We start from the raw sequence: 18,841 nt of genomic DNA on the forward strand, positions 1-18,841 counted from the left end.
GGGTCAGCGCGCCGCGCCCTCCTCCTGGTCGTGCTCCTCGATGTCGTGCCCGAGATCGTCCTCGATGAGGAGGTCGAAGCGCACGTGGTCGCTGCGGTACGCCGAACGGCCGAGCATGTGCGCCGTCATCGGCTGGGTGAGCAGCTGGAACGTCATCACGAGCACGGCCGTGGTCAGCACGCCCCACGTCGGCACCTGCAGCACGATCGCGACGAGCACCGCGGCCAGCCCGAGCACCTGCGGCTTCGTCGCGGCGTGCAGCCGGGTCAGCACGTCGGGGAAGCGCACGATGCCGATGCCGGCGGCCATCGAGAGGAAGGCGCTCACGAGGATGAGCAGCCCCACCGCGATCTCGGCGGCGCTCACGAGGCATCCTGCTTCGCCATGAACCGCGCGATCGAGATCGAGCCGACGACCGCGAACATCGCGAGCACGAGCATGACCACGAGCGTGTCGGTGTGCTTGTTGACCGCCATCTCGGCTCCGAGCGCGCAGATCGCGATGGCGAGCAGCACGTCGGTGGCCAGCGCACGGTCGAGGATCGACGGCCCGCGGATGATCCGGTAGACCGCAGCGAGGGCGCCGATGCCGAACATGATGCCCGCGGCGACGCTCACGACGGTGAGGAAGGTCATCGTGATTCCTCCTTCTGGGTAGTCGCCCGCGCATCGGATGCCGCGCGGCGGTCACGGCGTGCCTGCCGGACGGATGCCGCCTGCTCGCGCGTGCCGATGGCGAGCACGATCCGCTCCTCCGTGCCGAGGACCTCGCGGCGCACCCGGTCGATGTCGGCGTGGGTGCGCGTGTCGAGGGCGTGCAGGTAGAGCAGTCCGCGCTCACGGTCGATGTCGACGACGACCGTGCCGGGGACCACCGAGATCGCCTCGGCGGTGAGCGTCGTCACGAGGTCGGAGCGCGTGAGCAGTTGCACCGCGATGATCGAGCTGATCGGCTGCCAGCGCGGGTTCACGGCGAGGAACGCCACCTGCAGCGAGGCGACGACGACGTCGACCATCATCCGCAGGCCGAGCAGGAGCCCCCGCCACGGGTTGAACCGCCCGCTGAGCAGCACCGGCGGCAGGTAGAGCACGCGCGTGACGCCGATCGCGAGGAGGAGGCCCGTGACGATCGTGAGCGCGTCGATGTGGTCCCACAGGAACAGCCACAGCGCCACGAGACCGACGAGCAGGGGCAGCTGCCGCCACACCGAGCCCCAGCGTGACACGGACGTCTCGTGCCGCGGGCTCATCGGATGCCCCCCGGGAACACGAGCGACACGTACACGTCGGGGTCGATGAGGTTCGCCGCCGCACGATCGGTGAACTCGAAGATGGGTCCGGCGAACACGGTGAGCAGCAGCGTGACCACGACGAGCGTGGTCGTCGCCGCGACCATGAGCACGGGCGTCGTGCGGGTCGCCGTCACGGTCGCCCCCTCGGGCGCCTCCTGCACCGAGCCGAGCAGCACCGATTCGTAGCCCTCGAGCTCGTCGCGTCCGCGCCAGAACGCCATGTTCCAGAAGCGCGTCAGGGCGTAGAGGGTGATGAGCGAGGTGATCGCGCCGGCGGCGATCACCGCCCAGACGAGCCAGGCCGGGCCGGCGGCATCCGTCGCATTCGCATCGTCGGCGCCCGCCAGGAACAGGCCGATCTTGCCGAGGAAGCCCGAGAACGGCGGGATGCCGCCGAGGTTCAGTGCCGGGATGAAGAACAGGATGGCGAGGTACGGCGACGCCTTGAGCAACCCCGCGAGCCGGTTGATGGATGTCGCGCCGCCGAACCGCTCGATGAGCCCCGTCGTGAGGAACAGGGTCGTCTGCACGGTGATGTGGTGCACCACGTAGTAGATGGTCGACGAGTAGCCGAGCTGGGTGCCCACGCCGATGCCGAAGATCATGTAGCCGATGTGGCTCACGAGGGTGAACGAGAGCAGGCGCTTCACGTCGGCCTGGGTGAGCGCGCCGAGGATGCCGATGAGCATGGTGAGCCCCCCGACCACCAGCAGCAGCACCGTCAGGTCGTTGTCGGCGAAGATGACCGTCTCGGTGCGGATGATCGCGTACACCCCCACCTTGGTGAGCAGGCCGGCGAACACGGCGGTGACCGGAGCCGGAGCGGTCGGGTACGAGTCGGGCAGCCAGAACGACAGCGGGAAGATGGCCGCCTTGATGCCGAACGCGATGAGCAGCAGCAGGTGCAGGATGAGCTGCACGTTCTCGGGCAGCTCCGCGATGCGCACCGAGAGCTGGGCCATGTTCGCCGTGCCGGTCGCGCCGTAGATCAGGGCGATCGCGCTGAGGAAGAACAGCGACGAGACGAGGCTCACGATGATGTACGTGACGCCCGCGCGGATGCGCTCGCCCGTGCCGCCGAGGGTGAGCAGCACGTAGCTGGCCGACAGGAGGATCTCGAACGCCACGTAGAGGTTGAACAGGTCGCCGGCCACGAACGCGTCGAACACGCCCGCCGACAGGATCAGGTAGCTCGGGTGGAAGATCGACACCGGCGTCTCGCGATGCCGGTCGGCGACCCCCTGTCCGACGGCGTACACGAGCACCACGAGCAGCACGACCGCCGAGATGAGCAGCATGATCGCCGAGAGCCGGTCGACGACGAGCACGATGCCGAACGGCGGCTCCCAGCCGCCGATCGCCACGACCGTGGGCTCGCCCGCGTCGACGGCCACGAGCAGCACCGCGGCGATCACGGCGACGCTCGCGAGCACCGTGGCGCTCACGGCCATCTGCGCGCGCCGGTGGCGTCCGAGGATGAGCGCGGTCGCGGCGCCGAGCAGCGGCATCAGCACGACGAGCGGCACGAGCACGCCGGTCGCGGTCATCGGGGCACCTCCTCGGGCTCCTCGTCGCTGGCGTCGATGATGTCCTGGATCGCGCGGTCGTCGGCGGCCGACGACCTGATGAGGTCGGCGGCCTGCTCGGCGTCCTCGATGTCCTCCGAGACGTCGTCGACGAGATCGCCCTTCTCCCCGAGTCGGGCGAGCCACCACGACCGGTAGATGAGGGCGAGCATGAACGCGGTGATGCCGAGGTTGATGACGATGGCCGTGAGCACGAACGCCTGCGGCAGCGGGTCGGAGATCTCGTCGGGATCGACCCCCTCGCCGAGGATCGGCGCGAGGCCGGGGGCGCCGCTCATCAGGAAGATGAGGATGTTCACGGCATTGCCGACGAGCAGGAAGCCGATGAGCACCCGTGTGAGGCTGCGCTCGAGCATGATCGAGATGCCGGCGCCGAACAGCACGGCCATGAGCACGACGAGCGTGAGCGATGCGGTCATCGGGCCAGCTCCTCGGCGAGCTCGGGACCCTCGCCCTGCTCGACGGCGTCGATGCCGGATGCCGCATCGCGGCCGCCCGAGTCCAGGTCGCCGCCCTCCTCGCCCTCGTCGCCCGCGAGCTCCTCCTGCCGGTCGACCTCGCCGCCGAGCGAGCGAAGGATGTCGAGCACGAGCCCGACGACGACGAGGTAGACGCCGATGTCGAAGAGCGTGGAGGTGCCGATCGAGAGGGTGCCGAGCACCGGCACCTCCGCCTCGAACCACGCCGACTCGAGCGGGATGCCGCCGAAGAACAGCGACGCCGTCGCGGTGCCGGCCGCGAGCAGCAGGCCCGTGCCGAGCAGCCGGCCGGCGTCGACCGGGGCCGCCTCGCCGAGCTCGTACCGCCCGCCGGCGAGGTAGCGCGCGACGAGCGCGAGCCCGGCGAGCAGGCCGCCGGCGAAGCCGCCGCCCGGCGCGTTGTGGCCGACGAAGAGGAGGTAGACCGACACGATGATCGCCGGGTGGAAGAGCAGGCGCACGAGCACCTCGATGAGGATCGAGCGGTTGCGCGGCGAGAGGGTGCGCCCGGCGAGGAGCCACGTCTGCCGGGTCGAGGCCGCGTCGGCTGCGGCATCCGTCTCGCCATCGGTGTCGGCGAGGCTCGTGCGTGGCGCGCGGATGCTCGAGGCGGGCTCGGGGACGGGCTGCAGGCGCTCGCGGCGGTTCACCGGCGCCACGTCGTCGTCGAGGTCGTCGAGTCGCGGCGCCCCACCGGTGCGGCCCGACACGAAGATGAGGCTCGCGACGCCGGTCGCCACCGCGACGAGCACCGAGATCTCGCCGAGCGTGTCCCAGGCGCGCAGGTCGACGAGCATGACGTTCACGATGTTCTTGCCGTGCGCCTCGAGGGCGAGGGCCGGCAGGCCGCCGGCGATCGTGGGCTGGATACGCGCGCCGAGCGCGATGAGTCCGACGATGCCCATCACGATGCCCGCGAGCGCGCCGATGATGCCGCGCGCCAGCTTGTGCACGGGCGGGTTGCGCTGGGCGATCTGCTTCGGCAGCCGGCGCAGCACGAGCACGAAGACCACGACGACGATGGTCTCGACCAGGGCCTGCGTGAGCGCGAGGTCGGGTGCGCCGGCCATGCCGAACAGCAGCACGAGCCCGTAGCCCGTGACGCTGACGAGCAGCACGGCGGTCATGCGCTGGCGCACGGTGGCCGCGGCGACGGCGGCGATCGCCATCACGAAGGCGAGAAACGGCTGCGACGGGTAGTCCCAGGGCCGCAGCTCGTCGGGCCACGTCGTGTTCATGATCGACGCGGCGCCGAGGCCGCCGATGAACACCGTGATGATGATCGCGAGGTAGCCGGGCAGCCCGCGGTGCTGGATGGCCGTCGTGACGGATGCCGCGACCCGGTCGACGACCGACACGATGCCGAGGTATCCCCGGGCCGAGTCGACCACGGGGGAGACCGCCGCCTGCAGGCGTGCGATCCGACGGCGCTCCCACACGAGCAGGCCGCCGAGCGCGAAGACCACCAGCGAGAGGTACAGCGCCGGCTCGAGGCCGTGCCAGAGTGCGAGGTGGTAGGCCTCGGAGCCCGGCAGCTCGTCGGCGTAGGCGGTGAGCAGCGGTTCGATGAACCCGATCGCGAACGCGAACACGATACTCGCGGCCGAGAGGATGCCCGGCGCGATGCCGATCGCCCGGCTCGGTGCGTGCAGCGGCGTGGGGTCGAGGCCCTCGCGGGTGAAGAACGCGCCCCACACGAACCGCACCGAGTAGGCCACGGTGAGCACCGAGCCGAGGAACGCGCCCACGAGGGCGATCCACGCCCACGGCTCCGAGGCGGCGACGGCCTCGAGGAACGCCGTGAACACGGCCTCCTTCGCGACGAAGCCGAGCAGTGGCGGGAGGCCCGCCATGGAGGCGGCGGCGACGATGGCGATGGTCGCGATCACCGGCATCCGTCGTCCGAGCGCTGAGAGCCTGCGCCAGTCGCGGGTGCCGGCCGAGTGGTCGACGATGCCCACCACGAGGAAGAGCGAGGCCTTGAACAGCGCGTGCGCGAGCAGCAGCGCAACCCCCGCGAGCGCGGCGTCGCGGGTGCCGAACCCGGTCACGAGCACGAGGAAGCCGAGCTGGCTGACGGTGCCGTAGGCGAGCAGCAGCTTCAGGTCGTACTGACGCAGGGCGCGCCATCCGCCCACCAGCATCGTGAGCACGCCGAGCACGATGACGATCGGATGCCACACCTCGAGGTCGGCGTAGCCGGGGGCCAGCCGCGCGACGAGGTAGACGCCCGCCTTGACCATGGCGGCGGCGTGGAGATAGGCCGACACGGGGGTGGGTGCGGCCATCGCGGCGGGCAGCCAGAAGTGGAAGGGCACCAGCGCGCTCTTCGAGATCGCACCGACGAGCACGAGCGCGATCGCCCATTCCCCGGCCGTGCCCGTGACGGGATGCGCGACGAGCTCGGACAGCGAGCTCGTCCCTGCGGCGGCCACGAGCACGACGAGCCCCACGAGCATGGCGAGGCCGCCGAACGTGGTCACGGTGAGCGCCTGCAGCGCCGCACCGCGGCTCTCCTTGCGGCCGGTGTAGTGCCCGATCAGGAGGTACGAGAGCACGCTCGTCGCCTCCCAGAAGATGAAGAGGAGGAACACGTCGTCGGCGGTGACGAGGCCGAGCATCACGCCCGCGAAGGCGAGCAGCAGCGAGGCGAACCGCCCGAGCGCGGGCTCGTCGTCGGCGAAGTAGTGCGTGCAGTAGAGGAGCACCAGGGCGCCGACGCCGGTGACGATGAGCGCGAGCAGCAGCGCGAGCGCGTCGAGTCGGAACGACAGGGCCAGGTCGAGCTGCGGCACCCAGGGCACGAACTCGACCACCGGGTCCCCCGCGAGCACGCCAGGGAGCCAGGTGAGCAGCAGCACGAACACGGCGGCCGGCAGCAGCGCGATGACCGCGAAGACCCGGCGCCCGAGCAACCTCGCGGCGAGCGGCGTCAGCAACGCGACGGCGGCGAACGCAGCGAGGCAGGCGATCATCCACACTCCTCGCGCTCGCACCGTTCCGTCCTGCAAGTCTACCGAGCGGGTTCCGCGGCGCCCGGGGCGAGTCGTATGCCGAGAGCGGAATCGAGAGGGTTGACGGATGCCGCGAGCGGGACAGAGCGGGACCGTGGTCGTGACCCGGGCAGGATGGAGGCATGCCAATTCTCATCTCCGCCGACGAGCTCGCCCGACGTCTCGAGGAGGAGCGCGCGGGGCGCGCGGACTCGCACACGGTGGTGCTCGACGTGCGGTGGAGCCTCGCGGTGCCCGACGGGCGCCCGGCGTTCCGCGCCGGGCACGTGCCCGGCGCCGTCTACGTCGACCTCGACCACGAGCTCGCCGACCACGACGCGATCGGGGAGGGGCGGCATCCGCTGCCGTCGGAGGGCGCGTTCACCGCGGCGATGCGGCGCTGGGGCCTCCACGAGGGCGACACCGCCGTGGTCATGGACGACCTCGGCAACCAGTCGGCCGCTCGCGCCTGGTGGCTGCTGCGGCACGCGGGCTTCGCCGACGTGCGGATGATCGACGGCGGCCTCGCCGCCTGGGTCGCGGCGGGGCGTGGGCTCGCCACGGGGGACGTCGCGCCGGAACCCGGCGACGCCACCGCGCACTTCGGTGCGATGCCGGTGATCGACGCCGACGGCGCCGCGGAGTTGCCCGCGCACGGCGTGCTGCTCGACGCCCGGGCTGCCGAGCGCTACCGCGGCGAGGTCGAGCCGATCGATCCGCGCGCCGGCCACGTCCCCGGCGCACGGTCACTTCCGACCGCCGGCAACCTCGACGCCGACGGGCGGTTCCTGCCGCCCGCGGTGCTGCGCGCGCGCTTCGCCGAGGTCGGGATCGTGACCGGCACCCCTGCCGCGGCGTACTGCGGCTCGGGCGTGACCGCCGCACACGAGGTCGCGGCGCTCGCGCTGGCGGGCGTCGACGCGGCGCTCTACGCCGGCTCGTGGAGCCAGTGGTCGAACCAGGACGAGCGGCCCGTCGCGACCGGCGCCGAACCCGGCTGAGTCACTCGGGGCGGTGACCCACCGCGATCAACGTCGCCAGGTCGACGCGCTGCACGTCGTCCTCGGCGATCGCCGCGAGGAATCGCTCGCGCACGTCTGCCCGCGCCTCCTCGTCGAGGCCGGAGAGCATGGCGCGCATGCCCGTGCCCTGCACCAGCCTCCACGCGAGGTCGGGCGTGAGGTCGACGTGGCGCTGCACCGCGTCGGCGCGCACCCCGACGAGCCCGAGCTCGGTGAGCCAGTGCGCGAGGGTGCCCGCGGTATCGGGGATCGCGGTGGCGTGGTCGCCGGGCTCGTCATCGCCGGGGTCGTGATCGCCGGGGTCGCCGGGGTCGCCGGTGTGGTCGTCCGTTTCGCCGTCGCCGCGATCGCCCGCCTCGGCGCCATGCTCCTCGGACAGCGCAGCCGCGACCAGCTCCGGCAGCGGCTCGAGCGCGCCCTTCGCCCACGCGGTGATCGCCACCCGCCCGCCGGGACGTGCCCGCTCGATCAGGTGCCGCGTGGCCGCGTCGAGCTCGGCGAACCGCTCGAGGCCCAGCACGCACTGCACGAGGTCGTAGCCCGTCGGCTCCCACGCGGTGACGTCGTCGACGTGCAACCGCAGCTGCGGCATCCGCTCGCCCGCTCGTTCGCGAGCCAGCGCGACGCGCGACGCGTCGTCATCGACGGCGTCGACGAGGCCGCCGATCCCGACGAGCTCCGCGGTGGGCAGGGCCGACGCCCCGTCGCCGCAGCACGCGTCGAGGACGCGTTCGTCGAAGCGTGGATGCGACCGTGAGACGGCCGCGGTCGAGATCGGATCCCAGAGCACCCCATCGAGTTCCGCCGACGAGGCCGCCGCGTCGACGGACTCCTCAGCGAAATCGGGTACGGTCGTCGTGTCCCCCATCTGCCCATTGTCGCCCTGATCTGGTGGAAATCGCAGATTCAGGCAATCGAGATGTGGAACGGGCAGACTTGGACCTTCGTGTTCCCAAATCGAAACGAGCATCTTCACATGAACCGTGCCCTGCGCCGCGCCGCGCCCGTCGCGCTGGTCTCCGCCGCCGCCCTGCTCCTCGCGGGCTGTGCAGGCAGCACCAGCCCCGAAGCCTCCAAGACGCCGACCGCAGAGGCGGCCGAATGCATGGACCTGTCGTCGGGCGACCTCAGCGACGGCGTGACGGTCGAGGGTGACTTCGGCACCTCGCCGACCGCCACCTTCACCACGCCGCTCGAGGCCGACGAGCTCGAGCGCACCGTCGTCATCGAGGGCGATGGCGAGACCACGAAGGCGGGCGACGACGTCAACGCCATCGTGAGCGCCTACTCGGGCACCTCGGGCGAGCAGGTCTTCTCGCAGCCCGCCACGATCACCGCCGGCGACGACACCGTATTCGAGGCGTTCCTCGCGGGCATCGACTGCGTGCCGACCGGGTCGCGCACCGTGACCATCGCCCCCGCCTCGACGCTCTACGGCGACCAGGGCAACGAGACCATCGGCGTCGCGCCCGGCGAGACCCTGGTCATCGTCGTCGACGTGCAGGAGCCGCTGAAGCCCGCCGAGTGGACCGAGAACGTGCCCGACGTCAAGTTCGGCGCCGAGGGCGAGGCGCCCACCGTGACGCTGCCCGACACCGCGCCGCCCGCCGAGTACCAGCTGAAGGTGCTCGAGGAGGGTGACGGCGACGTCGTGCAGTCGGGCGACAACGTGACCCTGCACTATCAGGGCACCAGCTGGGACACCAAGCAGGTCTTCGACCAGAGCTACGGCGGCGACCCCGCCCAGTTCTCCACCGACCAGGTCATCCAGGGCTTCGGCGCCGCACTGGTCGGGCAGAAGGTCGGCACCAAGCTGATCGTCACCATCCCGCCGCAGTACGCGTACGGCACGGACTCCTCGGGCGGCGAGCTGGCCGGCCAGACGCTGGTCTTCCTCGTCGAGATCCAGGACACCGCGCCGGCGACCGACGCGAAGTAGCCGACACGACGTGGGGGCCCGGGCGAGTGATCGCCCGGGCCCTTTCGCGTTCCCTCGCGGTGCTCGCCGGGCCTCGCCGCCTGCGCTCGCCGGGCTTCGCCGCCCGGGCTCTGCGCCGAAATGGAGGAAGGGCCAGCCGACACGCCGGCTCGCGCGTGCCGACACGCCGTCCGGCGGCCCGATTCTTCCTCCATTTCGGCGACACGGATGCCGCGGAGCGCCGCTCGGCGCATGGACGCCGTCCTGCTCAGCGGCTCCCCGTCGCCAGCGCGACCGCGAAGATCGTCGCCGACGCGAGCTGGAACGCCACGACGAACACCGTGTCCCCTGCCCGCCACCGGCTGACCGTTCGCTCGGTGCGGGTCGGATGCGCCCCGAACGCGCGCGCATCCATCGCCAGCGCCACGCGCTCGGCATGCCGGATGGCGCTTGCGAGCAGTGGGATCGCGTACCCGGTCGCCCGCCGAAGCGCGGCGATCGGACCGCGTCCCTGACCGGCGCCGCGCACCCGGTGCGCAGCGCGGATGACCTCGAGCTCGTGGCCGAACCGCGGCACGAACCGCAGGGCCGCGAGCGCGGTGTACCCGACCCGGTAGGGCATCCGCAGGTTCTGCACGAGCGCCCGCACGAGCTCGGGCCCGGTCGTGGTGAGGCCCGCGATGAGCGTGAGCATGAGGATCGCGGCGATCCGCAGGGCCGTCGCCACGCCGATCACGTAGGCGCCGAGCGTGAAGGTCCAGTCGCCGACCTCGATCAGCACGACGGATGCCGCGGGGCCGGCCGCCTCGACGCGGGCCGGGTCCACCCACAGGCCGAGGCTCAGCCCGAGCAGCGCCACGCCCACCGGCGTCGCGATGAGGAGCGCGGCCACCACCCTGCCCGACAGCCGCGCACCGACGAGGAGCAGCAGCAGCCCGAGCACGGCGAAGGTGAGGGGAATCGCGAGGCCGCGCGTGAAGAGCAACGCGACGATCGCCGGCAGGGGCGCGGCGATCTTGGCGATCGGGTTGAGTCCGTGCAGGAATCGCGCGGGCGGCGCCGGCCGCGCCGCCGCGTACGGGTCGCGCGCGGCGGTGACCGGCGCGGTCGGGACGCTCATCGGGCGACCCGATCCGAGCGGGGGAGCTGCGACATCCGCGTCACCGTCTGCCACTCGGGATGCCGTACGAGGCTCCGCATCGCACGTGCGAGGGGCGGATGCCGCAGCCCGGCCTCTTCGATGAGCGGACCTGCGAGCACCTCGTCGGTCGTGCCGGAGCCGACCACACGGCCGTCCCGCATCACGGCGACCCGGGTCGCGTAGTCGGCCACGAGCTGCAGGTCGTGCGTGACGACGAGCACCGTCGTGCCCTCGCCGTTCAGCGTGCGGAGCAGGTCGAGGAGCTCGGTCGCGCGGGCCCGGTCCTGGCCGAACGTGGGCTCGTCGAGGGCGAGCACCGGGGCTCCGGCGACGAGGGCCGTGCCGACCGAGAGTCGCCGCTTCTGCCCGCCCGACAGGAGGAACGGATGCCGGCCGGCGTGCTCGACGAGATCGAAGCGCCGCAGCATCCGCTCGACCTCATCGTGTCGTTCCGCCTCGGGAACGCCCTGGAACCGGAGGCCGGTGTCGAGCTCGCCGGCGACGGTGTCGGCCACGAACTGGTGCTCGGGATTCTGGAACACGAAGCCGATGCGCTGTGCGCGGTCGCGCGCGTCGGCCCGCTGCGGGTCCATGCCGAGCACGTCGACGAGCCCGCCCGCGCGGGGCGCCACGCCCGCGATCGCCTGCAACAGGGTGGTCTTGCCGGCGCCGTTCGTGCCGACGATGGCGAGGAAGTCGCCGGATGCCACGTCGAGGTCGACCCCCTGCACCACGACCGGGCCGCGGCGGCCGCCCCGACGCACCGACACGTCGCGCACCGTGATGGCGGGTGCGGCAGAGGGTGCGAGCGCGGTCGCGGGCGTCCTGACGGGTGCGGGCAAGACGTCGATCGCCTCGAGCGCGCCGGCGAGCTCGGACGGCGTGAGCGGAAGCGGATCGATCGCCACTCCCGCCGACCGCAGGCGCATCGCCGCGAGGGTCGACACGGGCAGCCACACGCCGAGTTCGAGCAGCTCGCCCGCCCGGCCCCGCAGCACGTCGCGCACGGGTCCGTCGATGACGAGGCGGCCCGCCGCGTCGAGCACGACCACGCGGTCGACGAGGTCGACGGCCGCGTCGAGGTTGTGCTCGATGAGCACGATGGCGTGGTCGCGGTCGTCGGCCAGCTCGCGAAGCACCGCGTACACCTCGTCGATGCCAGCCGGGTCGAGGTTCGCGGTCGGCTCGTCGAGCACGAGCACCGGCGAGGCGAGGGCGAGGGCGCACGCGATCGCGAGTCGCTGTCGGCCGCCGCCCGACAGCACGTCGGGGTTGTCGCGCCTGCGGTCCCACAGCCCGACGAGCTTCAGGGCGCGCTCGGCACGCTCGAGCACCTCGGCCGCGGGAACCAGCCGGTTCTCGGGGCCGAATGCGACCTCGTCGAGGAGCGTGCCCGTCACCACCTGGGCGTCGGGATCCTGGAAGACCATGGCGACGTGCTCGCTGAGCTCCGCCACGGTGCGCTCCCGCGTGTCGGCGCCGGCGACCCGCACCGACCCCTCGAGCTCGGCCGCCACGGCGTGCGGCACGAGCCCGTCGAGCGCGAGGGCGAGCGTCGACTTGCCGCATCCCGACGGCCCGAGCACGAGCACGACCTCGCCGGCCCGGATGTCGAGTGACACGCCGTCGGGCGTCGCGCGGGCGGTGCCCTCGTGCCGGATGCGCACGGCATCGAGCTCGAGCAGCGGGGCGGTCATGGGGCGGCTCCCGGTTCGGAGCCGGCGGGGGCCGGCGGAGCGGAGACATCGCCGACGATGCCGGCTTAGGACAGCCTAACTTGCCGCACCGGCGGTCGATCGGCGGCCGGCGAGCGCACCGACCCGTGGGACGTCAGCCGACCCGCGAGCCCGCAGTCCTCGCCGACGCCGCCTCGAGTTCCGCGGAGATCATCCCGAACGTGTCCATGTCCCGGATGCGGCGGGCGAGTGTCCGCGCCCGCTCGCGGTATCCGGGGTCGCCGAGCACGCGCTCCACTGCCCCCCGGACGTCGGCGGCGGGCGGCGTCCCGGTCTTCAGGTTCACGCCGACGCCGGCCCACTCGACGCGCGTCGAGACCTCGGGCTTGTCCTCGGTGTCGCCGGCGGCGACGATCGGCACGCCGTGGCTCAGGGCGTACTGGGTGCCGCCGAACCCGGCGTTCGTCACGAACACGTCGACCTTCGGCATGAGCAGGTCGTAGGGCAGGAACTCGGCGGCGCGCGCGTTCGACGGCAGCGGGCCGACCTCCTCGACCGGCCGCCCGCCGGTGGCGACGACGACGAGCACGTCGCCGCCGTCGAGCGCGTCGAGCGTGGGGCGCACGAGGCGGCCGAAGTCGGCGTTGTCGATGGTGCCCTGGGTCACGTGCACGACCGGTCGATCGCCGTCGAGCTCGTCCCACCACGCGGGAAGGGCGCCTGCCACGGGCGCCGGCGGCAGCACCGTGCCGACGAAGCGCAGGTTCGGCGACAGGTCGCTGCGCGGATACTCGAACTCCGCGGGCGAGAGCTGCAGGAACCGGTCGAACCGGCGCGAGAAGTCGAGCACGAACGCGTCGAGGTCGGGCCGGCCGAGCGAGCGCATGGTCTCGTTCGCGAGCCGCTGCGTGGCCCGGAACAGCACGCGCTGCACGAGCACGTTCAGCACGCGGTTGCGGAGCCGCCCGACACGCCCGGGCATCGGCGCGAGCCCGAGCCCGTAGGGCGCGACATCCGGGCTCGACTGGCTGAGCGGCACCACCCCGACGGCCAGCACGGGCGGGCGGGTCGCCGGGTCGTCGAGGAGCAGCGGCAGGATGCCCGCGAACGCGGCGTCGACGAGGATCGCGTCGGGAGCGACCTCCGTCAGGGCGGCCTCGACCCCCCGGAACTGGTCGGGCACCGTCTTCACGAAGATGGTCTGCACGTCGTACTGGAGCTTGCCGATGCCGCGGTGGCGGTCCCGGTCGGGCAGGTGCTCGGCCATGCGGCGGTCGTCGAGGTCGGCGATGCCGCCCAGGGCGCGGTGGGCTGCGCCGGTCGCGACGACCGCGTCGTGGAACCGGGAGCCGGTGAGCATGGTGACGTCGTGACCGCGCGAGACGAGGTCGCGGGCGATGGCGAGCAGGGGCGCGACGTGACCCTGGATGGGGCTCGCGCACAGCAGGTAGGTGGACATGTGCAGCGAAGCTACGAGCGTCCGGATGCCGCGGCAAGCGATTCGGGCGCCGTTCGGTGCTGTCCCGGGCGAAGTTCAGGGCTGGCACCGAGCGGATTCGCAGCAGACGGTAGGTTTTGGAGCGCAGGCTCGGGAATGCCCCGATCAGCCCAGAGGTTGTATCAATGTCCGGACGTGGAGCCACCACGTCGGAAGGAGGAGAACGTGGGCATCAGTTACGTCGAGTTCGAAGACGAAGCCGGAGTCCTGCGTCGCTACCGCAAGCACGCGAACGGGCGGGGCCTCGTGGCCACGACCGCGAAGGTGGACGCGACGGCATTCGTCGACCCGACCGCCTACGTCGACCCCGGTGCCGAGGTGCAGCGCGGAGCCCAGATCGGGCACGGCGCCTGGATCGACCGCGACGCCATCGTGGCGGAGCGCGCCGTGGTGGGCGTCAACGTGCACGTGGGCCGTCGCGCCGTGGTCGGCCGCAACGCCGTCATCGGTCCGTACGCCAGCGTCGGCGACGACGCGCGCGTGCAGAACGGCGCACGGGTCCCCCGTGAGATGACGGTCGCCGAGGGCGACGAGTTCCGGGCGACGGGCGACGACCTGCGCCGGCTCGGCCTCGCGGCCTGACGGCGTCGGTACGGCACGCGGAACCGCAGCAGATAGACGGATGCCCCGGGCGAGCGCCCGGGGCATACTCATGTCCGCGCGGCGTCAGCCGAGCAGTTCGCCCGCCAGCAGCTCGAGCGTCTGCTCGCGGCCGGGTGCGGCATCCGTCGGCTCGGACTCGTGCGAGCCCGCGATCGGGGCGACCATGACCTCGTCGATGCCGTGCCGCGCGGCGAGGCGCCGCAGCTCGGAGGCGGCGCCAGCGGCATCCGCGATGATCCACCGCCGCTCCATCGCGGCGATGAGCTCGTCGCCGATGGAGTCCGCGGGGGCCGCAGCCGCCTCCTCGATCGTCTCGAGCGGACGCATCGGACGGTTGGTGCGCAGGCGCGCCATCGACCGCAGCTGCGGCAGGGCGCGAGCCCGCGCCTCCTCGACGGTGGGCGCGACGGAGGCGTTCACGGTCAGGAACGTCTCGGGCGAGGGATGGGCCTCGCTCGGCTGGTACTCGGTGCGGTAGAGCTCCAGCGCACGCTCGAGCCCCTCGCCCGAGAAGTGGTTCGCGAACACGTAGGGCAGGCCGAGTGACGCGGCGAGCTTCGCCGAGTAGTCGCTCGAGCCGAGCAGCCACAACGTCGGCACGTCGGCGGCCGCGGGCGTCGCGGTGATCGCGTACTCGCGCCCGCTCGTCAGGCGCAGCGACGCGCCGTCGGGGGAGAGCAGGCTCAGGATGTCGGCGATGTGATCGGGGAACCGGTCGACGTCGGCGGTCGGCCCCGAGATGCGCAGCAGCTGCGTGATCACGGGGTCGCTGCCCGGCGCGCGGCCGATGCCGAGATCGATGCGCCCGGGCGCGAGCGCCTCGAGCGCGGCGAACTGCTCGGCCACGACGAGCGGTGCGTGGTTCGGCAGCATGACGCCGCCAGACCCCACGCGAATGCGCTCGGTGCGCGCCGCGGTCGCCGCGATCAGCACCGGGGGCGTCGTCGAGGCGACGGCCGGCATGTTGTGGTGCTCGGCGAACCAGTATCGGGTGTAGCCGGTGCGGTCGGCGAGCTGCGCCAGGCGCACGGATGCCGCGACGGCGCCCGCGCTCGTCTGGCCGCTGCGCACCGGAACGAGGTCGAGCACGGAGAGTCGGAGCGTGTCAGTCATCGCTGGTGCCAACGGAGGGCGGGGGCGCGCTATTCCGTGTTCCGGGAGAACCCTGAGGTGCTCGGAGGGCGACCCCTGACGTGCGCGACATCCGCTCGCCCTGGAATGGAGCGTGCGTTCGTGCGAGCCGCCGGGATCCCCCGCGGCCGCCCGCCCTCTGGAGGGGCCGCCCTCCCGAGCGAGGAGCAGGGCCCGCGACCGCGCCACCTCGAAAGGAAGCATCCGTGAACACCCCTGTGCCCGCCGCAACTGTGACCCGCGCCGACCACGACGAGATCACCACCTTCTCGCTGCAGGAGGGCCTCGCCCTCCTGGACGACCGGATCGCCGGGCGCGTGTACCTGCCCGGCGACCCCGACTGGGACGACGCCCGCCGCGCCTGGAACCTCGCCGTCGACCAGCGGCCGCTCGCCGTCGTGGTGGCGCGTTCCGTCGACGACCTCGCCGAGACCGTGCGCGCGGCGGCACGGCTCGGGCTCGCCGTGGCCCCGCAGGCGACCGGCCACAACGCCGGACCGCTCACCGCAGGCGACGGCCTCGCCGATGCGCTGCTGCTGCGCACCTCGGAGCTGCGCGGCGTGCTGGTCGACCCCGACCTGCGCGTCGCGCGCGTCGAGCCCGGCGCGCTCTGGAGCGACGTGGTCGCGGCGGCGACGCCGCACGGGCTGGCCGCGCTCGCCGGATCGTCGCACGACGTCGGCGTGGTGGGCTACACGCTCGGCGGCGGGCTGAGCTGGCTCGGCCGATCGCACGGCCTCGCCGCGAACTCGGTGCTCGCCGTCGAACTCGTCACCGCCGACGGCATGCTCCGGCGGGTCGACGCGGAGCATGACCCCGAGCTGTTCTGGGCGGTGCGCGGCGGTGGCGGCGACTTCGGAGTGGTCACCGCACTCGAGTTCCGCCTCTACCCGATCGCCGAGGTCGTGGCCGGCACCCTCTTCTTCCCACTCGAGCGGGCCGAGGAGGTGCTGCAGGCCTGGGCCGCGTGGACCACGACCGTGCCGCGCAGCGTCACCTCCGTGGGCCGGGTGCTCCGCTTCCCGCCGATGCCCGACCTGCCGCCGTTCCTGTCGGGCCGGTCGTTCGTGGTGGTCGAGGCGGCCATCCAGGAGACACCCGAGCGCGCCGAGGAACTGCTCGCCCCGCTCCGCGCACTGGGGGCCGAGATCGACACGGTGCACCGGCAGCCCGTCGCCGAGCTCCTCCAGCTGCACATGGACCCGCCCGGCCCGATGCCCGGCGGCGGCGACGGCATGCTGCTCGCCGACCTGCCGCCCGCGTCGGTGCGCGCGTTCCTCGCGGCGGTCGGGCCCGGAGCCGACACCGCCCTGTTGTCGGCCGAGATCCGTCATGTCGGCGGCGCCCTCGCGCCCGCGGCCGCAGCCGCATCGGCCGCCGAGCAGCGCACCCCGGCCCCCGGCGCCGTGGCGGGCTTCGACGCCGAGTACCTCCTCTTCGCCGTCGGGATCGCCGCGCCGGGCTCGGAGCAGGCGCTCGCCGCATCCCTCGGCCGTCTCCTCTCCCGGATGGAGCCGTGGCGGGCGCCGGTCGACTACGCGAACTTCGCTGAGCACGCCCGCCCGGCTGAACGGCTCTTCGGGGACCGCGTGCAGCGACTGCGCGCCGTGAAGGACGCGGTGGATCCCTCGCGGCTCATCCGTTCCAACCATCCCGTGCATCGCTGATCCGGTCCCGGGTCTGCACGGGGACTGTCGCTCGTGCCCCGCCCTTCATAGGCTGGGGTGCGAGCGACGTCGCTGTCGCGACACCTGGGGAGGAACGCATGACGGTCCACTACGAACTGCCCACGACCGCCGATTTCGCCGCGCTGGCGGGACCGCATCATCCGGCCATCACCGTCTACGCCTCGACGTCACCGGTCGTCAGCGAACGGGAGCGCGCCGAGGTCGCAGTGAAGAGCGCCTTCGACGAGGCCATCGAGCAGGTGAAGGCGTCGGGCGCGTCGACCGCCGAGCTCGAGGCGCTGCGTCGTGCCCGCGACGGGATCATCGCGGACCAGGAGCTCTGGGCCGGACTCGCCAGGTCGCTGGCCATCTTCGTGGCGCCCGACTTCACCGAGGTGTTCGTGCTGCCCAACCAGCTCGACGACGCGCTGCACGTCGGCTCGCACTTCACGCTCGGGCAGCTGCTGCGCGCACCGAGCCAGGACCAGGAGGCGTACGCCGTGGCCGTGTCGGCCAACGAGTGGGCGCTCTGGCACGCCACTCCCACCGACCGGGCCGCGCAGATGCCGACCGACCCGACGCTGCCCAAGAATGCCGACGAGGCGGCGAACCGCGAGGCCGGCGATGCCGGCACGCGTCGAGTGGGCGGTCACGGCGACCGCGGCGCCAGCGAGGACGACCGCCGCGCGTCGACCCTCGACATCTACGCCAAGCGCGTCGCCGACGCCGTCAAGCAGGAACTCCAGCTGCACGACCCGGGCGATCGGGTTCCGCTGTTCGTGTTCGCCGCCGAGCCCACCCTCAGCCAGTTCATCGAACGCGCACGCAACCACCGCCGGGTCGTCCCGGTGCCGGGCGCGCCCGACCGACTCGGCGCCGCCGAGATCGACGAGGCCGTGCGGCACCAGTTGGCCGCCCTGAACATCAGCGAGGCCGAGACGGCCCTGCACGGGCTCGCCGAGGGCAGCGCGGGCCGAGTCGAGCGCGACCTCGCGGCGATCGGGCGCCTCGCCGCCGACGGCGCCGTCGAGACGCTGTGGTTCGACTTCACCACCTCGGTCAACGGCACGCTCGACCAGGAGTCGGGTGCCATCGAGTTCGCCACCGGCAACGGCGAGGGCGACGCGCTGCACGACGGCACGCACGCCGGTGACCTGCTCCCCCAGCTGGCGCTCCTCGTCATCGCGAAGGGCGGCAAGGTGGTCACCGTGCGCAGCGACGACCTCGACGGCAACGTGTGGTCGGGTCCGGCGATGGCCGAACTGCGGTTCGCGCTGGCCTAGCGGGCGGCTGCGACCGCGGCATCCGCTCGACGTCGCGCGCCGCCGCCGGACTGCTGGGGAGGTGCTGACGCGGGCACCACGGGAAGGGTGAAGCCCTCACGCCAGCGGAAGCGGATCCGAACCTCCTGTGCGTGCGAGTCCTCGACCATCACCTCCACGTCCGTGTCGGTGACGACGCGGGGCCCGCGGGTCGAGGGCTCCTCCCGGAGCTCCAGCCAGAGGCTCTCGGGGTGCGGCACCACGCCCGGGTTGGCGGCCACGAGGCGCAGCTCCCAGCCGCTCGAGGGGCACAGGCCGCTCCCCGTCACCCGGATGAGGCGGCCCTCGGAGGTCTCGATGGCGATGGCCTCGAAGTCGTCCGCAGAGAAATCGCAGTGGTTCGACGCAGTCATGGGAGCGACGTTAGGCCGCGCCGCGCTCGTCGGCGTCAGGGCTGACGCTGAGATCCGGATGCCGCGGGCGGCGGCGCGCGGCATCCGCTCGGGTCCGCTCACCACACCCGCCAGCGGTTGGCAAGCGCCTTCCTCGGAGGGCGCGTCGCCCTAGGCTGGTC

Annotated in this window: 17 protein-coding genes; 5 read left to right on the forward strand and 12 right to left on the reverse strand. The window is 72.6% G+C overall.

All coding sequences use genetic code 11. The features are described from left to right. Nucleotides 1-3: 3 nt before the first annotated feature. Genes mnhG through J2X63_RS09940 form a run of 6 tightly spaced genes read right to left on the reverse strand, consistent with a single transcriptional unit; the run spans nucleotide 4 to nucleotide 6,331 of the window. Complete coding sequence (mnhG, locus tag J2X63_RS09915) at nucleotides 4-366, reverse strand: monovalent cation/H(+) antiporter subunit G (RefSeq protein ID WP_309976595.1); 363 nt, start codon at nucleotides 364-366, stop codon at nucleotides 4-6. Further along, nucleotides 363-635, reverse strand: coding sequence for a monovalent cation/H+ antiporter complex subunit F (locus J2X63_RS09920; protein WP_309976597.1), 273 nt, complete (start codon nucleotides 633-635; stop codon nucleotides 363-365). Before J2X63_RS09920 ends, mnhG begins: the two co-directional genes overlap by 4 nt. Further along, nucleotides 632-1,225 (reverse strand): Na+/H+ antiporter subunit E, encoded by a 594-nt coding sequence (locus J2X63_RS09925; RefSeq protein ID WP_309976599.1) that lies wholly within the window; start codon nucleotides 1,223-1,225, stop codon nucleotides 632-634. The genes J2X63_RS09920 and J2X63_RS09925 overlap by 4 nt, the downstream gene beginning before the upstream one ends. 20 nt (nucleotides 1,226-1,245) lie before the next feature. Then, nucleotides 1,246-2,838, reverse strand: coding sequence for a Na+/H+ antiporter subunit D (locus tag J2X63_RS09930; protein ID WP_309976601.1), 1,593 nt, complete (start codon nucleotides 2,836-2,838; stop codon nucleotides 1,246-1,248). Then, nucleotides 2,835-3,296 (reverse strand): NADH-quinone oxidoreductase subunit K, encoded by a 462-nt coding sequence (locus J2X63_RS09935; RefSeq protein ID WP_309976603.1) that lies wholly within the window; start codon nucleotides 3,294-3,296, stop codon nucleotides 2,835-2,837. The genes J2X63_RS09930 and J2X63_RS09935 overlap by 4 nt, the downstream gene beginning before the upstream one ends. Continuing rightward, nucleotides 3,293-6,331: a Na+/H+ antiporter subunit A gene (locus tag J2X63_RS09940; RefSeq protein WP_309976605.1), complete on the reverse strand. Its 3,039-nt coding sequence runs from the start codon at nucleotides 6,329-6,331 to the stop codon at nucleotides 3,293-3,295. The genes J2X63_RS09935 and J2X63_RS09940 overlap by 4 nt, the downstream gene beginning before the upstream one ends. A 161-nt stretch (nucleotides 6,332-6,492) precedes the next feature. On the opposite strand from J2X63_RS09940, the gene J2X63_RS09945 reads away from it, so the two are divergent. Then, nucleotides 6,493-7,350 carry a sulfurtransferase gene (locus J2X63_RS09945; RefSeq protein ID WP_309976607.1) on the forward strand — a complete coding sequence of 286 codons (858 nt, stop codon included), beginning with the start codon at nucleotides 6,493-6,495 and terminating at the stop codon, nucleotides 7,348-7,350. A gap of 1 nt (nucleotide 7,351) precedes the next feature. On the opposite strand, the gene J2X63_RS09950 is transcribed toward J2X63_RS09945, so the two are convergent. Next, the gene (locus tag J2X63_RS09950) at nucleotides 7,352-8,239 is read right to left on the reverse strand and encodes a class I SAM-dependent methyltransferase (RefSeq protein WP_309976609.1); all 888 of its coding nucleotides are present in this window, start codon (nucleotides 8,237-8,239) and stop codon (nucleotides 7,352-7,354) included. Between the two features lie 108 nt (nucleotides 8,240-8,347). On the opposite strand from J2X63_RS09950, the gene J2X63_RS09955 reads away from it, so the two are divergent. Beyond that, nucleotides 8,348-9,310 (forward strand): FKBP-type peptidyl-prolyl cis-trans isomerase, encoded by a 963-nt coding sequence (locus J2X63_RS09955; protein WP_309976611.1) that lies wholly within the window; start codon nucleotides 8,348-8,350, stop codon nucleotides 9,308-9,310. 247 nt (nucleotides 9,311-9,557) lie between these two features. On the opposite strand, the gene J2X63_RS09960 is transcribed toward J2X63_RS09955, so the two are convergent. The 3 genes from J2X63_RS09960 to J2X63_RS09970 all read right to left on the reverse strand — a co-directional run bounded on the left by J2X63_RS09960 (nucleotide 9,558) and on the right by J2X63_RS09970 (nucleotide 13,565). Then, entirely contained in the window at nucleotides 9,558-10,409 is an 852-nt protein-coding gene (locus J2X63_RS09960) for an energy-coupling factor transporter transmembrane component T (protein ID WP_309976613.1), read from the reverse strand. Beyond that, nucleotides 10,406-12,127 (reverse strand): energy-coupling factor transporter ATPase, encoded by a 1,722-nt coding sequence (locus J2X63_RS09965; protein ID WP_309976615.1) that lies wholly within the window; start codon nucleotides 12,125-12,127, stop codon nucleotides 10,406-10,408. The genes J2X63_RS09960 and J2X63_RS09965 overlap by 4 nt, the downstream gene beginning before the upstream one ends. A gap of 133 nt (nucleotides 12,128-12,260) precedes the next feature. Next, the gene (locus J2X63_RS09970) at nucleotides 12,261-13,565 is read right to left on the reverse strand and encodes a nucleotide disphospho-sugar-binding domain-containing protein (RefSeq protein WP_309976617.1); all 1,305 of its coding nucleotides are present in this window, start codon (nucleotides 13,563-13,565) and stop codon (nucleotides 12,261-12,263) included. A 204-nt stretch (nucleotides 13,566-13,769) separates the two neighbouring features. Between J2X63_RS09970 and J2X63_RS09975 the strand changes: the two genes are divergently transcribed. Next, nucleotides 13,770-14,186: a transferase gene (locus J2X63_RS09975; protein WP_309976619.1), complete on the forward strand. Its 417-nt coding sequence runs from the start codon at nucleotides 13,770-13,772 to the stop codon at nucleotides 14,184-14,186. Between the two features lie 84 nt (nucleotides 14,187-14,270). On the opposite strand, the gene J2X63_RS09980 is transcribed toward J2X63_RS09975, so the two are convergent. Continuing rightward, nucleotides 14,271-15,320, reverse strand: coding sequence for an LLM class flavin-dependent oxidoreductase (locus J2X63_RS09980; protein WP_309976623.1), 1,050 nt, complete (start codon nucleotides 15,318-15,320; stop codon nucleotides 14,271-14,273). A gap of 224 nt (nucleotides 15,321-15,544) precedes the next feature. On the opposite strand from J2X63_RS09980, the gene J2X63_RS09985 reads away from it, so the two are divergent. Together J2X63_RS09985 and J2X63_RS09990 are read left to right on the forward strand one after the other, a co-directional pair. Further along, nucleotides 15,545-17,005: an FAD-binding oxidoreductase gene (locus J2X63_RS09985; protein WP_309976625.1), complete on the forward strand. Its 1,461-nt coding sequence runs from the start codon at nucleotides 15,545-15,547 to the stop codon at nucleotides 17,003-17,005. A 98-nt stretch (nucleotides 17,006-17,103) separates the two neighbouring features. Beyond that, nucleotides 17,104-18,288, forward strand: coding sequence for a hypothetical protein (locus J2X63_RS09990; protein ID WP_309976627.1), 1,185 nt, complete (start codon nucleotides 17,104-17,106; stop codon nucleotides 18,286-18,288). Here J2X63_RS09990 and J2X63_RS09995 read toward each other — a convergent pair. Further along, complete coding sequence (locus tag J2X63_RS09995) at nucleotides 18,285-18,680, reverse strand: hypothetical protein (RefSeq protein ID WP_309976629.1); 396 nt, start codon at nucleotides 18,678-18,680, stop codon at nucleotides 18,285-18,287. The genes J2X63_RS09990 and J2X63_RS09995 overlap by 4 nt on opposite strands. Nucleotides 18,681-18,841: the final 161 nt, after the last annotated feature.

It is taken from the genome of Agromyces sp. 3263 (assembly GCF_031456545.1).
Lineage (GTDB): Bacteria > Actinomycetota > Actinomycetes > Actinomycetales > Microbacteriaceae > Agromyces.